Below are 15,559 nucleotides of genomic sequence, written 5' to 3'. Positions count from 1 at the left end.
TTGTAAGAAATTAACAGTGACATAGAGGAAAGGCCTTAATGATTCTATAGTCTTCATATTGCAACTGAAAACTGGATATAGTTATAAGGTTTTGAACTGGACAAAAATAATTGAGGATCGCCTACGTCAAAAGGCAAATCTCCTTGCTCTGTAATGTATTTGATGATTTGATCATCAAACTTAAGGTTCAATGATTTGATGTTCTTATCGCTGGTTATCGTAATTTCCTTTATGACAAGCTGTAAGAGCATCTTTTGTTGTTCAGGTGCCTTGCTCATCAGAATGGTTCTATAACTCTTCAGAACGTCTTTGATGAAGGCAAAGGTTAGTGGTGAATCATCATTGGATGACAACGTTGATTCGAGACTATGCTTACGTTCTTCGTGTGCTTCTATTTCAGCCGCAATTTCATTGAGCTTGTTGGTGAGGAGCTTCTTGAGGATGCGCGTAAGCTCCTCGCTTAACTGCCTGCTCTTATTGCGTCTGCTGGAATCGATTTTTTCGACTAAATCTTTTAAAACAGTGTCGTTACAGATTACTTTATTCAGCTTGCTAAAGATAATTTCCTCTACTTTATCAGCTCTTACTCCATTGGAATAGAAAATACTGCTGCCTTTATTTTGCTATGTTCCACAGTAGTAGTAACGAACAACATACTTGGTTCCATCCTTTCGAGTTCTGGATACACGTTCGGCAACCATGCATTGTCCACATTCTGGGCATCGCAACAGCCCAGTGAGTGGATAGCTACCAGCGAAGGAACGTTTAGGTTTACCTTCCTTAACACTATACATGTTCTGCACAGTGTTCCAAAGATCTCGAGAAATGGTGTCCTTATTGCATGGTAGAATAATATTGCAAAGATAAAATATTGAACTTAAAAGATTATCACTAAAGAATTCGTTGAAATTACATTTTTTGTAACTACATTACAATTATGTAGCTTATCAATATGAAATAGTAAGGAACGAATACTCAAAATAATGGAAATAAAAGTGTTACGGTTTGTAGAAAAATGTAATAATGAAGTGTATAATTTATTGAAGGAATTCAAGCAAAAACTAATCATAAAAAGGGTAGTTTTATGATGAATATAGATTATATGAAAAGGAGATTAATACCATGAAAGATATTGACGTAAAAATTCAAAATTGGAAGAAGCTTCTCTTAGATCTTGAGAAAAGAAACAGATTGATAATGATATAAAAAATGCTATTGGTATTATAAGAGGGTCTTTACTTTAAGTTTGTCTTTCTAATTTGTAGTAATCATCATAGTACGAAGGTAAATAAGGAGAATGATATGTTACAATTTAAAATTAAAAATTTAAGTGTAGAACAAGCGGATTGCTTTTTAATTTTGCTCGAAAATAGTGATGGTAATAGTTGTAACATTTTGGTAGATGGCAATAGAGAAGGGAAAAGTAGTACTAGTTTTCTAAGTATGAAAAAAGAGATAGAAAAATTGAGTAAGCTTGATTATATAATAGTTACACATGTAGACAATGATCATATTGGAGGAATATTAAGTTTGTTTCAAGAATATTCAACACATAAACTTAATAAGTTATTAGATACTACACTCATATATAATTATATTACCAGAGATAGAATAAGTTATAGCCAAGCAAAAAAATTTGAAGATTTAATTGAAGGCAGGCTTGTTATTCAAAGTTATAAGGAAACATATGAAAAAAAACATTGTCTGCTTAAAATATTAAATATTAGTGAGAGGTGTATAGCAACAACTATATTGACTAATAGGGACAAAAATGCTTATTTGACATTTATTTCACCAGATAAAGCAGGTATAGAAGCAGTTATAAAAGATTATAAAGATATAAAAAATAAAATTAAGACATCACCAAACAAAAGTTTGGTTAATAAGAATTCAATCTCATTTTTGTTAGAATTTGGTGGTTCGAGTGTTTTGTTTCTAGGGGATACATATTGGAAAGAGGTTCAGCCTATTGTAGGGAACATAAAGAATTTAGAAAATATAAATTTGATTAAGATACCACACCATGGAGCAAGTAAAAATAATGAAAACATAATTGAATGGTCGTTTAAAATGCATTGTAAAAAATTTATTATAACTGGTAAAGAAAATTGGGATAAAGAGCACCCAGATGAAATGATTATAGAAGAATTGAATAAAGTTTATGGCAATAATGTTAAAATATATTCAAAAATCAATTTGAAAATTGATGGCAATGTTATAAACAGCGAAGAAATTGATATGTTAGGTGGTGAATAGATTGAAAGCAAATATAGTATATATAAAAACGGAGGAAGATTCTGGAACAGGAGTGCTATATCCTTGTAGATATAATAATGACAATTTATACTATACAGAAAATTATCAAAGCTATATTATATTTACAAATTCACATGTTTTATCTAAATTTGAAGGTATAAATTATAAAAACTATAACATAAAATCAGAGATTTTACTGAAAATATATGATGCTAATGGAAGTAGAATAATTGATCAGGATATAAAGAAAGTTTTAGTTCACAACATACAGTTTGATAATAAAAATTATAATGATGTTGCTGCTTTATTGGTTTTTATTAATAATAGGGTGCATATATCAATAGAAAATCAAATACTAGACGAAGAACTAAAAAATAGAGATATACTTTATATGGAAGGATATCCTGGTGTAATGATTGAAGATAGTATAAACCAAAAGGTACAATTAGAAGGGATTGCAAAAGAAATTTTTCCTGAAAATAATAAAATGGGAATATATCAAATTACTGATGATTATCATTGGTATAATAATAAAAAGGATTTAAAACTTATGGAAGGTTTCTCAGGGAGTCCAGTATATGTTGAAAGAGGTGAAAAGTTTTATTTAGTCGGAATGAATCAATCGGTTTCTAATATAGATTGTGGTGAAAATCCATTTAAATTGGTTTACTACATAAAAATTAAACATATTATTGAGCGATTAAGAGAAACAAGCTGTATATTATATAAAAAAGAGAGTGACAGTTCATATACTATAGAATGGATATATGGAACAGAAGATAAAATAAAAAAATATCAGAATAATCCCTCATTACTTTTAGTAGGGAGCAGTGGTGCGGGTAAATCATCGTTTGCAAAAGATTTTGCGTATAGTAGTGATAAACTACAGGTGACTAATGACGGTCAAACGACAAGGACCAATATAATATACGAGTATAGTATTTTTTGCGATAATCCCACAATAACGGTAAGATTTTTATCAAGAAAAGAATATCTAAATAGTATAAAAACTTTAAATTATGATAAGGTAATGTTATATGTTTATATGAAAATTTTTAATTTAACAGAAAAAGATTACATTATAGATACATCAAATTACATAAAAGATTTTTATTATTTTTTAAAAGCTTGTCCGTTGCAGTCGTCCGGAGATATATTGAAAAGTATAGAGAACATTTTTTTACCGCAAGGTGAGGATATTAATATTAAAGTCAAAATGGCAGATATATATCTGGCAACAATTAAATATTTCTTAAAAAATGTAGGAATTGATAATGTTAAATATTTTTGCGATAGAACTAAAATTGAAAGTTTAAAAAGCTCTTATAAAGAAGATATTATTAACTCCAAACAAAAAATAGATGATGAAGGTTTATTTGATTTATTTAAAAAAAGATTAGTTGTTGCATGGGATTCATATGAAAGAGATATAAATAAGGAGGTAATAGAAGTATTATTTAAATATTGCAATGATAAATATTCATTTGATAACTTCCAAGTGGAAGTTTTTGATATTTTACAGAAGGATAGCTATGATAGATTTCCGAATTTTGATTTTTTAGATAAAAACTTTTTAGACATATTATTTAGAGCTGAAGGATTTTTTGATATATCAGAAGTAAGTTATCTGTTTTCGGACAATATAAATGAAAATGTTATATTTGATAGAGTTATAGAAAATTTCACAGGTATTAAAATCAATACACTAGAAGTTTTAGAGAGAACTATTGAAGACATATATAATTTTGTATATGAGATGGTTTTTGAAAAAATAAAAAATAATTATATTATTACTGAAAAAAATATTAATGGTAGACGAATAATTTATTGTGATATAAGTCTAGAGGATATTGAAAGTGAAGGATTACAAAAACTCACTTATTTTTTGCAAGTTAGCAATGGTAGATCGTTAACTGGTTTTGTTAATTCAATAAAAATAAAAGATAGAATATCTAATGAATATGCATTATTATTAAGTGAACTTAAAATAGGCAAAATTACACTTTTAGACACATGTGGACTTGATCATGTTGAACGAAGTAGTAATATTAAAGAAGTTTTACAGAATAACATAGCAAGTTATGAACGTGCTGAGAATATAAGATTTGAAGATTTCAATATCTTGTATTTAAAAAAATTAGATTCTGGAAAACCTGATGAGCTTAGAAATATTCTTCCTATTGTGTTTGAAGTAATACCACAATCGCCTTTTTATTGTATTTTTACAGGAATTGATATTTATTATAAAAGTGATACCAGTAAGATACAACAACTTGATTGGAATAAATCAAATATAAATGATTGTCCTAAAGCTATTCAGTATATTTTATCTGATAAGGGAGAAGCAGAATTAATCAGTAATATAAAAGGTAGTAACTCAAGAAAAAATAACTTATACTTAGTATTAAAAAATAATTTTGTACCATATTGTGGGATTAAAGAGTTGGTTGAGTCAAATTTTGGTTACTATGACAATAATTATTCTTATATTCGCAAGATGTTAGTATCAATAATTCGAAAGGAATATAGTAGTTTAGGAATTGTTGATGCTAATGATACCGAAGACATTTTAAATAAAAATAGGCTTAAAATTGAAAGGATGATACTAAGAATATTTCAAAAAGCATCTGTATATTATTGGGATTATAACAATGTTCATAATGCAACTGCTACTGCAAACTTTATAAGAATTAGAGATCAAGAACAACTTGGTTTTTCTAGGACGTTTAACCATATATGGAGTCATTTGTTCTATAGTGCATATAATGATGTCGTTACAAAAGATAATGAAGATTTTCTAGAATTATTCCCGAAAAATAAAGAAGTAATTGAATCTACGTTAATAAATATGATCACTAGTTTTTTAGGAAAGACAGTGTATCTTTATTATTTTGAAATAATTGATGATACAGAAGGAACAAATATTGGTTTAGATGAGAATAAAAAAGAAGAAACTGAAGAAGTTTCAAAAATAAAGAAAAATTCAAAGAGTCGAATGTTCAGAGATATTATAGAAGAAATGTATGATGAACTAGATGATGACGGAAATAGAATATATGAATATAATATCTTTAAAAAAGATTTAACAAGTAATGAATATAACGAGTACAAAGTAAGGAAAAAAGTGTTAGAAGATGTTTATAATTTTACAAAAGGATATTCCTTAAGTGGAAAAATAAAAAATAAAGTTATAGATTTATTTATTGAAGCTTTTATGAGTCAATTAAATAAGGATAATCATGCAAAAGCAAATAGTCTAGTAGAAGTTGATTTGAATTTTTCAAAAGCATTAAATGACTTGGAAAAAGGATTTATTGAGAAGTATAGTGTAAGTAATTATGAATCAGGTAAAGAAATGTTTAATTATATTATGAGCTATCGCTTTAAAAATAACTTAATTACCTAAATAATAAAATTATGCACATAAAGAGTAAACGATATTAAGGGACTAAGCTTAGTACCTAATTCTTTTGTTATGACGCCGTTATAATGGCTACAGTGAACCGGTGCGGCTGAGCAAGGTTGTGTAATTTAAGTGGTGAAAACCCACTCTGAAAAGATATAGTCAAATCATTCAGTAGCGAGTCATGGAGATAAATAGGTAACTATTTATTTTAAGCGTTGACAGTTAGGTAGTAGGCTTGAATGTGAATGAGCCTCGTAATAAGTATTAATTTGGGAAGGCTGACGGTGTCGGTTCTCTGGAAAGCAATATTATAGTAAGCGATAAAGACGAGTTTACTACAACTTCCTCGGGGTCAAAGAGCCAAGCATGCTATACAATGATTACACAGCAACTCAGGAGACCCTATCAACTTTCAAAAAAAAGAGAGTATAATAAATAACCGATAAAAAGGGAGGATATTAAAAGGTTGATAGGGAGTCGGATAATCTCATAGTACCAATGATAGTGGGTAACGCCAAAGGAGGGAAGGAGATTACATATTATTGTCTTAACTAAGGAAACATTAACTACGCGCAGGAGTAGATGAATTAATGGAAACAAAATTACTTAAGATAGCAGAAATTGCTAGACTAAATCCAAAAGAAAAATTTACATCATTATACCACTATATCAATAAAGAAATGCTTTTGAAATGTCATAAGCAATTGTTAGGAAATAAAGCTACAGGTATAGATGATGTAACAAAACAAGAATATTCTAAAGAACTAGATAATAACATAGAAAATTTAGTTGCAATATTGAAAAATCAAAGTTATAAACCGCAAGCTGTAAAGCGAGTTTTTATACCCAAAGAAGAAGGGAAAACTAGACCTTTAGGCATTCCTTCTTATGAGGATAAGCTAGTACAAATGGCTTTAAATAAAATATTACAATCTATATATGAAGCTGACTTTAAGGATTTCTCGTATGGATTTAGACCTAAAAGAAATTGCCATAGTGCCATAAAAGCACTGAATAAGGTAATTGAAAATGGGAGAATAAATTATGTAGTTGATGCTGATATTAAGGGATTTTTCAACAATGTAAATCATGATTGGATGATTAAATTATTAGAAGTAAGAATAGGTGACTCCAATATAATAAGACTTGTTAAAAAGTTCCTTAAAGCTGGATTGATGGATAATGGTGTTCTAATGGAAACAGAAATTGGAACACCTCAAGGGTCAATAGTGTCTCCAACACTAGCTAACATATATTTGTATTACTCTTTAGATTTATGGTTTGAGAAAATAATCAAAAGAGATTTTAAAGGTCAAGCTGAAATAACGAGATATGCAGATGATTTTGTTTGCTGCTTTCAGTACGAAAGCGAAGCGAGACAATTCTGCAGATTATTAGTGGACAGGTTAAATAAGTTTAATCTTGAGGTTGAAAAGACTAAATCAAAACTAATATTATTTGGTAGATTTGCAGTAGAAACAAGGAAACGGATGGGTTTTAATAATGCCGAAACATTTGATTTTCTTGGTTTTACACATTATTGTGCAAAGAGTAAAAGAGGATACTTTAGAGTAAAGAGGAAAACAAGCAAAAAGAAATTTAGAGTAAAAGTTAAAGAGTTTAAGCAATGGATTAAGTCCGTAAGGAATAAATTTGGTATAGGAGAGATATTTAATTTAACAAAACAAAAGCTTATGGGACATTATCACTACTATGGAATTACAGACAACTCATATATGATAGGTCAGTTCTGCCTAGAAATAAAGAAAGCACTTTTTAAGTGGCTGAACCGTAGAAGCCAAAGGCGAAGTTTTGATTTAGAAAAATTCAAAATGTATTTGAAATACAATTCCTTACCAAAACCTAAAATCTATGTAAATGTATATAGATAGCAAGTTCTGTAAAATGATATGAAGAGCCGTATGCCTTAATTGGGCACGTACGGATGTCCGTGAGGGCTTTCTCTACTCGACTATCATAAGTAACGGAGGCTTTTACCAAAATTAGATGTTGCTTGTTATTAATTGATATTGTTAAACTTACAAATGATGTAGGTTTATAAAAAATAAAAATTAACCCCATGCTAATATAAAAATATTGCCGTGGGGTTTTGTTAGACTTTAATTAAGTTAAGTGTGAAGGTGTAAACTTTTGTTATTAGAGTGAATAGAATACTTCCGTGCCTTCTAAGAAATCTCTGCAAAGAGTATCACATATTTTTAATGCACTAGTTTTAATCCAGGAATTCCTCTCATTATCTCTCATAAATAAAACATAACTTATGAAAGTATCCATAAATATTTGTCCTTCTATATATTTTAGGTCCTCAAAAGAAAAAGAAGCTTTAGATGAATACCCTTGTAAAAAGGTTTGTCTTAATTCACTAGGGAAAATAGTTGCAGCACTGCCTAAATCGAATAAATAGTATCCAAATCCACAAAATCCTAAATCTATTAAACATGGGTTATCATTGTTAACTACGATATTTCCCAGCTGTAAGTCTGCATGAATGATACCGAATGTATCTTCTCTTAAATTGAGCTCATTAATTTGATTCTTAACTAAAATCAACACTCTTTTAATAATGTCATAATGCTCCATACTAAATAGATTAACTTCAACACAATATTTTAGTTCCTCAATAGCAGTATCAATTCTATCAACGTCATATATTGGTCTTATGAAGTCTTTTGACGGTTTAAAATCTTTTAAACATTTATGAAATAATGCAAGATTCTGTCCAAGTGTAAAAGTGATTTCCTTAATATTATCCTCCTTAAGAGTGAGAGTACAACCCTCAATCCACTCTAAAATTGTGGCATAACAAGGATGGTTAAAATTATCCAATTTGTATTCAGTTATATGCTCTCCGAGATTATTGGATATAGGCTTCTGTGCATAAAGTAAGCCTTTATGGTTAAGTTCTTGTAGAATCTTAATTTCAGATTTTATACCTTCCAATGTATGTTGTAGCCCAAATAGACCTTCAGTGCTAGGTTTATGTATACGCAGTAAATAATTCTTATTGTTTACTCCATCAGTTATTTTAAAAGTAATATTTTCATTATGTCTGATAAATTGAATTACCGGAGCGGAAATAGAGTATGATGTAAGAATTTCTTTAGCTATAATATTATAATCCATATTTTTTCTCCTTTTCTTATAAGTTAAAATACTAGATAACGACTTAATCCCTGACCACGATAATCTTGGTCTGTCATAACTGTGCCAATCTGAGCATAATGTTTCTTTGTACCATCTATATCAAAATCTATTAAGTTAGCAAAAACATTGGCTATAACCTTTTCATGATAGACTAAAGAATAAGGGATATATTCTTCTCCCCAAAAACCATTGTCATCACCATCCTAAGGTCATTCTCATTACTTATTAATAATAACATCTATATCTTTTTAAAGACAACCTCATACTTAAGTCATAAACAAAAATGCGCCACCTAAAATAAATTAGGTAGCACCTTCTATGTTATCGCATCTTCTCTTTTCTGGAATAATCCGAAGTAGATTTTTCTGTAATGATAGTGAGTATATATTACAATATAGAAGGTGCTGTTGCAAAACTAACTATTTTATTTTTGCAACAGCACCTTTTTGTGACATTCTAAAGACATGCATAAATATAAACAACATATTTCCTTAGGACATAAAATAATAAATTCATGTTGCATATTTAAAAATCCAGTGCTATACTCTTCACATAAGGTACGAGCGTACCTTATATATAGAGCATGAAAGTGGGGTAGTTACATTTGGCAATAATTCAAACTAAAGATTTAACAAAGTGTTATGGCTTAAAAAACAGTGTTTCTAATGTTAACCTGACAGCTAATGAAGGTGAAATATACGGCTTTTTAGGGTTAAACGGTGCTGGAAAGACAACAACAATGCGCATGCTGCTAAAAATGATTCGACCTACATCAGGCGAAATTTATTATTCAGGAAAATCAATTTCAAAGCTTTCTTCTGAGTTTTGGAATCAGGTGGGGTACTTGATTGAAACACCACATGCTTATCCAAACTTTACTGTTGAAGAAAATCTCATATTATATGCAAAGCAAAGACTCATCCCTAATTCGGAAATTAAGAGACGAATTGATGACATATCACAGCAGCTTTTGTTAGATACATACCTAAAGGTTAAGGTAAAAGATCTTTCCTTAGGAAACAATCAAAAAGTTGGACTTGCAAAGGCACTTATTCATAAACCAAAGATTCTTTTGCTAGACGAGCCCACAAACGGGCTAGATCCAGAGGGACTTGTGACTGTACGACAATCTTTATTAACAATGGCTAAAAACGGAACTACTATTTTTATTTCAAGCCATCTACTAGATGAGATGGAAAAACTGGTTGATCGTATCGGGATACTGGCTAGTGGACGCTTACTTAGGGAATTAAGTTTTTCTGAATTTGAAGGATGCAGGCAATCCAAATTATATATAAAAGTGGACGAGTCGGTTAAAAACCTTACTGATTACCTTACTACAAAACATTTGCAGTGTACTTCAGTAAGTGAGTCAGAAATACTTGTTTCAGGTGTACCAATTAATAAGTATTCTGATTTATTGCATCAATTAGAGCAACAGAAATTAAATCCTATGATTTTTCAGCCTGTAAAGGAAAACTTAGAAGAATTCTTTCTTAAAACAATTAAGGAGATGCATACTTATGAAACAGCTATGGTCAATGATTAAAATAGAACTTTATAAAATAATGAAAGGTCATATTCCAATCTATATTTTGACCTTCTATACTTTTTTAATATTCATTCATATGCAGGATAAAACCTGGGAAGCATTTTTAAGTGGTAGTTTTTTTATGTATTCAACTGTAATTGGGCTTATAGGCTTCAGTATTTTAAGCACTTGGGTATTTGGAAGGGAATATGAGGATCAAACTTATAAAGATCTATTAGCCTTGCCAATTCCCCGTACAAGTTTAGTTACTGCAAAGTTTTTAGCTATAGAATTGACCTTTGTAGCTATAACTGTTATAGCGCTCATGGTGACTTTTGTGTTAGGGTATTGTTTTAATTTATCAGATTTTAATGCATATTTGGTTGGAAATATTGTAAAACGATTGGTCATCGCAACCTTTTATAATATAGGTCTAAGCTTCCTATTCCCATTCATTGCGAGCATGGTACGTGGTGTACTTGCGCCTGTTAGTATTTCTTTTGTGGCTCTAATTATGGCTGTTGTTTTTGGATCAAAGTCTGTAGGCCCATATATTCCATGGGCGATTCCAGGAATATATTTAAGTAATCCTCAGCTAATTACCTTAGTCAGCAGAATGTCAATTTCTATTATAGTTTTGATTGGAGTTTATGGTACTATATTATGGTGGAATTATGTTGACCAAAAATAGGAGGAAAACAAAGTGAACGATAATGTTAGTAGACGCCGAGGCGTTACGCTGGAAAATGCTATTTTAGATGAGGCTTGGTTACTGTTTCAAGAAAAGGGATATGGTAAATTGACTATGGATGATGTAGCTAGTGCTTCAAAGACCAATAAAAATGCCATTTATAGGCGCTGGCCACAAAAATGTTATCTTATTTTTGCTGCTATAAGCAGGCATTCACCATCCATAAGTTTTGAGATAGGAGATCATGTTTCATTGAAGGAAGACTTAATAGCGCTATTTAAAAGCTTAAATCCAATTTTTCAGCTCATAAAACCTGATGACCTGCGAGACTTGATTTCAGATATGTTTTCCAATGCTGTAGCTCACGATTTATTTAACGGTATAAATAATGAAAATGCTATTCGTAAATCCATTGAGACTATTATAACCAGGGCTAGTCAGCGCAATGAGATTTCGCTTTCTATAGATACTATTTCTGAAAAAGCCTTAAATCTACCGTCGCTCCTTATTATCAACGAGATTATACAACATGGTATGATCACAGAAGAAAGTGCTAAGGATATTATAGATAATATTTTGATGCCTATATTTACAGCTTAAACGTAAGCAGTCTTCAAGTATTGTTGAAGTGGCTCTATGACTAGCTTTAATAAAATTAATAGTTTTCAGGATAATATCATAACCTAAATAAATCATAAAGATAATTACTTGATATCTTTAGATTTTATTGATACTATAAGAGTCTTGCTTGAAGAAGAGGATGATAAAAGGTAGATAAAATAAAAAACATTTTTAGTGGAGGCTGAATGTCATGTTGAATAATGGAAATAATAGAAGAATAATTTTAGATTTAGCGGTGACATTAGATGGATTCATCGAGGGACCAAATGGTGAAGTAGATTGGTGTATTATGGATCCTGACATGGGGTTTAGTGATTTCCTAAATGATATTGATACAATTTTATATGGACGCAGAAGCTATGAACTATGGGGACAATATGTTCCAGCAGATGGAATATCAGATGCTGAAAAAGAAATTTGGAAGTTAGTTCATAGTAAGAAAAAATATGTGTTTTCAAAAACATCTACTAATGAGTATCCAGGGGCGAAGCTAATAAGTTGCAACATAATGGAAGAAGTGAAAAAAATAAAGAGTGAGCCAGGTAAAGAAATTTGGCTTTATGGAGGGGCAAGTCTTATAACCACCTTTTTAAACCTAGGGCTTGTTGATGAATATAGATTGTCTATTCATCCTGTCATTTTAGGACAGGGAAAACCTCTGTTTAGTGATATAAAGCAGACATTAGATCTAAAGCTTATTAATACTAAAAGATTTTCTTCAGGTGTTGTTCGGCACTGCTATCATCCTGCAGGAAATTAATATACGAATAGCTAGTAACTATCGAGATTATGGCACTCAACATTATGAGTGCCATAATTCATTTGTTTAAATCCGTTACTTTGTATTAAATAAGTCTACGTTATACCTGTTGTGGTGAACCATACCATAAGTAAATTACATGAAATTTATTAAACAGCTCCAAGATTATTTAAGGATATGAAATAAGGAAACTCTTTATAAAGCTGAACCAGTTCCAAGTAGAATGTATCTTCTACAATCCAATTACCATTAATAATTTATAGAAGCATAACTTGGTTTTAATAGATAGAACTGGATTATCTATACATTAGACATAAATACTGTACAGACAACTAAATCTTCAATCTTCGAGCCATCATTTAGTGCGTTATTAACGGCATTAAATTCAGAACTATGAGCTAAAATGTTTAGTATACTATCTCGGTCAAGAGTTGTATAGATTGATTTTAGATAGATACTTATTTGCTTATATAATTTGTTATCAGCATATAAGAAATCCTTTTCTTCCCCATTACTATAAACTACTTTGTAAACCTCAGCATTTACATTTTTTACCTCAGGGAACATAGTATTAAATAATATTGAAGGGAAAAACCAGTAAAGTTGTTCCGCAACTTCTTGTGAGTGACCTGCTATTTTTAATAATTCTTCATCTATATCAACATCTTTTAACTGAAAGACATGCAATGCATTTGATAACATAGCAGAGTTATCTAAAACCTTCTTTTCTTTTGTACTTTTTTTTATAATATCAAATAATCCCATCGAATCTAATCTCTCCTAACAAATAAATATTTCTTTACTACTGAGACCTTATTACTTGTAATTATAGCATATTAAACTAATTTACCTGGAGAATTATATAGTTAATTGAAGGGAAATATTATCTTCTATACCCCATCATTGAATTTTTAAAGTATATCGCTAAAAATGAACACGGTCTATATTATTGTTTTGACACACTGTTTATTTTTTGTTAGCATTATATCCAAAACAGAGGATTAAATATTATAATATGGTGCAGAAATATAACAATATCTCCATCATAGGTGAGTGTATAGAGAAGATTGTGAATGGACAGAATTAATTAAATTAAAAAGGGGATGTTTTAATTGAAAACAATTGGGCTAATAGGTGGAATGAGCTGGGAGTCATCGCTTGAATATTATAAAATTATCAATGAAACCGTTAAATCAAAATTAGGAGGTCTTCACTCTTCTAAATGTATAATGTATTCTGTAGATTTTGAAGAAATAGAATTATTACAACATCAAGGAAGATGGGAAGAATTAAGTGATATTATGGTTAATATTTCTAAAGAGCTTAAGAAGGCTGGTGCTGATTTTATCTTAATATGTACGAATACAATGCATAAGATGGCAGATGATATAGAAAATAAGGCTGGAATAAAAGTTTTACATATAGCTGAGGTAACAGGTAAAAAAATAGTTGAAAAGGGTTTAAAAAAAGTTGGATTACTTGGAACTAAATTTACTATGGAACAGGATTTTTATAAAAAAGTATTAGAGGATAAGTTTAACATTGAGGTAGTTGTTCCAAATGAAGCTGATAGAGAGGTTATTCATGAAGTTATTTATAAGGAACTATGCAAAGGAATAATAAGTGAGGAGTCAAAAGAAAAATATAAAAAAGTAATTAATAGCTTATTACTGAATGGTGCAGAAGGAATAGTATTAGGTTGTACAGAAATACCTTTATTGATAAAACAGGAAGATGTTAGTGTTCCGGTTTTTGACACCACAACAATACACGCTATAGCTGCTGTTGAATTTGCATTAGATAAATAGTAACTAAAGAGATAGAGGTTATGCTTTATCATTGATACGATAAAAGTAGTACAGAAAATATCGAGTAGAAATATCTAAAAATATTTATTATAAAAGCAGAGGTGAGGAAAAGAATGTTACAGGAATTTAATAAGGTAATGGAGTATATAGAGGATAATTTGACTGAGGATATTGAAGTAGAAAAAATAGCTCAAATTGCTAGGGCATCTGAGTATCATTTTCGTAAAATGTTTTCTTATATTTCAGGCATGTCTTTAAGTGAATATATCAAAAACCGAAGACTAGCAAATGCTAATGTTGATCTGATAAATGGAGAAAAGGTAACTGATGTAGCCTTTAAATATGGATATCAGTCAGTAGATGGATTTACTAGGGCCTTTAAAGCATGGACAGGGATTCTACCTTCAGAAGTTATTAAAACCAAAGTACAAAAATCTTTTCCTAAGTTCTCATTTTATTTAAATATTAGAGGAGGAGTTTCTATGGAATTTAGAATCGAAGAGAAAAAAGCATTTAATATTATTGGAGTGAGCAAAAGAGTTCCAATACAATTTGAAGGGGTGAATAATGTTATTTTAGAACTTGCTAAGAGTATTACAGAGCAGCAAAGGGCTGAAATGCATGAGTTCAAGGATATGTACCCTCATAGAGTGGTAAATGCTTCATACGATTTTGATGATGGAGTATTGGAAGAAAAGGGCGAATTAGCCCATATGATAGGGTTTGTTTCAGAAAAAACTAATAAGTTTGAGGATTTAGAAGAAATTAATGTTCCTGCATTGACATGGGCTATATTCCCAAATGAAGGACTATTTCCAATGACCCTTCAAAGTACTTGGGCACAAATATATTCAGAGTGGCTACCTTCATCAGAATATGAGCTAGTAAAGGCTCCTTCAATATCCTTTACTGAACATGATAAAGGAACTGAAAGCAAATATAGTGAAATTTGGATTGCAGTAAGGAAGAAATAAATAACCTTCAAGTTTATATTTTAGGTTATGTTAAAGAATAGTGTTGATAATATATCATATTTAAAGGGAACTTGCAAAAAGTTCCCTTATCTCGTGAATTTAGAAAATTATGAAATTTACTGTTATTTAGACCAATCTTGTATAATTGATACTTTCTTTTCAGTAGCATTTAGTTCAATCTCACATCCTATAGGTAAGGTCAACATTGGATGGGTATTACAGCAGTCAAAATCTGCAATGAAAGGCTAAAGTATGAAGTCTCTACCTTAGTTACTTTTTGTAATACTGAATTTCCGTATTACACCCATTAAAGGTAGGAACACATCTATTTCAAGTTTTTATGAAAT

At 30.2% G+C, this 15,559-nt stretch carries 14 protein-coding genes; 10 read left to right on the top strand and 4 right to left on the bottom strand.

The window, feature by feature from the left end; translation table 11 throughout:
• Positions 1-53 precede the first annotated feature (53 nt).
• Together JHL18_RS15585 and JHL18_RS26615 are read right to left on the bottom strand one after the other, a co-directional pair.
• Positions 54-278, bottom strand: a complete 225-nt coding sequence (locus JHL18_RS15585; protein ID WP_200270826.1) for a hypothetical protein — start codon at positions 276-278, stop codon at positions 54-56.
• A 345-nt stretch (positions 279-623) separates the two neighbouring features.
• A complete protein-coding gene (locus JHL18_RS26615; protein WP_420839229.1) occupies positions 624-701 on the bottom strand; it encodes a hypothetical protein in 78 nt (25 codons plus the stop codon).
• Between the two features lie 601 nt (positions 702-1,302).
• Between JHL18_RS26615 and JHL18_RS15575 the strand changes: the two genes are divergently transcribed.
• From JHL18_RS15575 to ltrA, 3 genes are all read left to right on the top strand, one after another.
• Positions 1,303-2,256 (top strand): MBL fold metallo-hydrolase, encoded by a 954-nt coding sequence (locus tag JHL18_RS15575; protein ID WP_200270822.1) that lies wholly within the window; start codon positions 1,303-1,305, stop codon positions 2,254-2,256.
• Between the two features lies 1 nt (position 2,257).
• Entirely contained in the window at positions 2,258-5,662 is a 3,405-nt protein-coding gene (locus JHL18_RS15570; RefSeq protein WP_200270820.1) for a hypothetical protein, read from the top strand.
• A gap of 590 nt (positions 5,663-6,252) precedes the next feature.
• Positions 6,253-7,554 carry a group II intron reverse transcriptase/maturase gene (gene ltrA, locus JHL18_RS15565; protein WP_200270818.1) on the top strand — a complete coding sequence of 434 codons (1,302 nt, stop codon included), beginning with the start codon at positions 6,253-6,255 and terminating at the stop codon, positions 7,552-7,554.
• Between the two features lie 265 nt (positions 7,555-7,819).
• Here the strand turns inward: ltrA and JHL18_RS15560 are convergent, their stop codons facing one another.
• Positions 7,820-8,806 (bottom strand): phosphotransferase enzyme family protein, encoded by a 987-nt coding sequence (locus JHL18_RS15560; protein WP_200270816.1) that lies wholly within the window; start codon positions 8,804-8,806, stop codon positions 7,820-7,822.
• Positions 8,807-9,431: 625 nt separating this feature from the next.
• Between JHL18_RS15560 and JHL18_RS15555 the strand changes: the two genes are divergently transcribed.
• From JHL18_RS15555 to JHL18_RS15540, 4 genes are all read left to right on the top strand, one after another.
• A complete protein-coding gene (locus tag JHL18_RS15555; protein WP_200270814.1) occupies positions 9,432-10,376 on the top strand; it encodes an ABC transporter ATP-binding protein in 945 nt (314 codons plus the stop codon).
• Positions 10,351-11,049, top strand: a complete 699-nt coding sequence (locus JHL18_RS15550) for an ABC transporter permease (protein ID WP_200270812.1) — start codon at positions 10,351-10,353, stop codon at positions 11,047-11,049. The genes JHL18_RS15555 and JHL18_RS15550 overlap by 26 nt, the downstream gene beginning before the upstream one ends.
• Positions 11,050-11,061: 12 nt before the next feature.
• A complete protein-coding gene (locus tag JHL18_RS15545) occupies positions 11,062-11,649 on the top strand; it encodes a TetR family transcriptional regulator (protein WP_200270810.1) in 588 nt (195 codons plus the stop codon).
• A gap of 211 nt (positions 11,650-11,860) precedes the next feature.
• Positions 11,861-12,430, top strand: a complete 570-nt coding sequence (locus JHL18_RS15540) for a dihydrofolate reductase family protein (RefSeq protein ID WP_200270808.1) — start codon at positions 11,861-11,863, stop codon at positions 12,428-12,430.
• A gap of 300 nt (positions 12,431-12,730) precedes the next feature.
• On the opposite strand, the gene JHL18_RS15535 is transcribed toward JHL18_RS15540, so the two are convergent.
• Positions 12,731-13,195, bottom strand: coding sequence for a hypothetical protein (locus JHL18_RS15535; RefSeq protein ID WP_200270806.1), 465 nt, complete (start codon positions 13,193-13,195; stop codon positions 12,731-12,733).
• A gap of 347 nt (positions 13,196-13,542) precedes the next feature.
• Between JHL18_RS15535 and JHL18_RS15530 the strand changes: the two genes are divergently transcribed.
• The 3 genes from JHL18_RS15530 to JHL18_RS15520 all read left to right on the top strand — a co-directional run bounded on the left by JHL18_RS15530 (position 13,543) and on the right by JHL18_RS15520 (position 15,461).
• Positions 13,543-14,238 carry an aspartate/glutamate racemase family protein gene (locus JHL18_RS15530; RefSeq protein WP_200270804.1) on the top strand — a complete coding sequence of 232 codons (696 nt, stop codon included), beginning with the start codon at positions 13,543-13,545 and terminating at the stop codon, positions 14,236-14,238.
• Positions 14,239-14,351: 113 nt separating this feature from the next.
• Entirely contained in the window at positions 14,352-15,212 is an 861-nt protein-coding gene (locus JHL18_RS15525; protein WP_200270802.1) for an AraC family transcriptional regulator, read from the top strand.
• 27 nt (positions 15,213-15,239) lie between these two features.
• Positions 15,240-15,461, top strand: coding sequence for a hypothetical protein (locus JHL18_RS15520; protein WP_200270800.1), 222 nt, complete (start codon positions 15,240-15,242; stop codon positions 15,459-15,461).
• Positions 15,462-15,559: the final 98 nt, after the last annotated feature.

Origin of the sequence: Clostridium yunnanense (assembly GCF_016595795.1) — a bacterium.
GTDB classification, from domain to species: Bacteria; Bacillota; Clostridia; order Clostridiales; family Clostridiaceae; genus Clostridium_AR; species Clostridium_AR yunnanense.
This window is presented reverse-complemented; position numbering and strand designations above follow the sequence as displayed.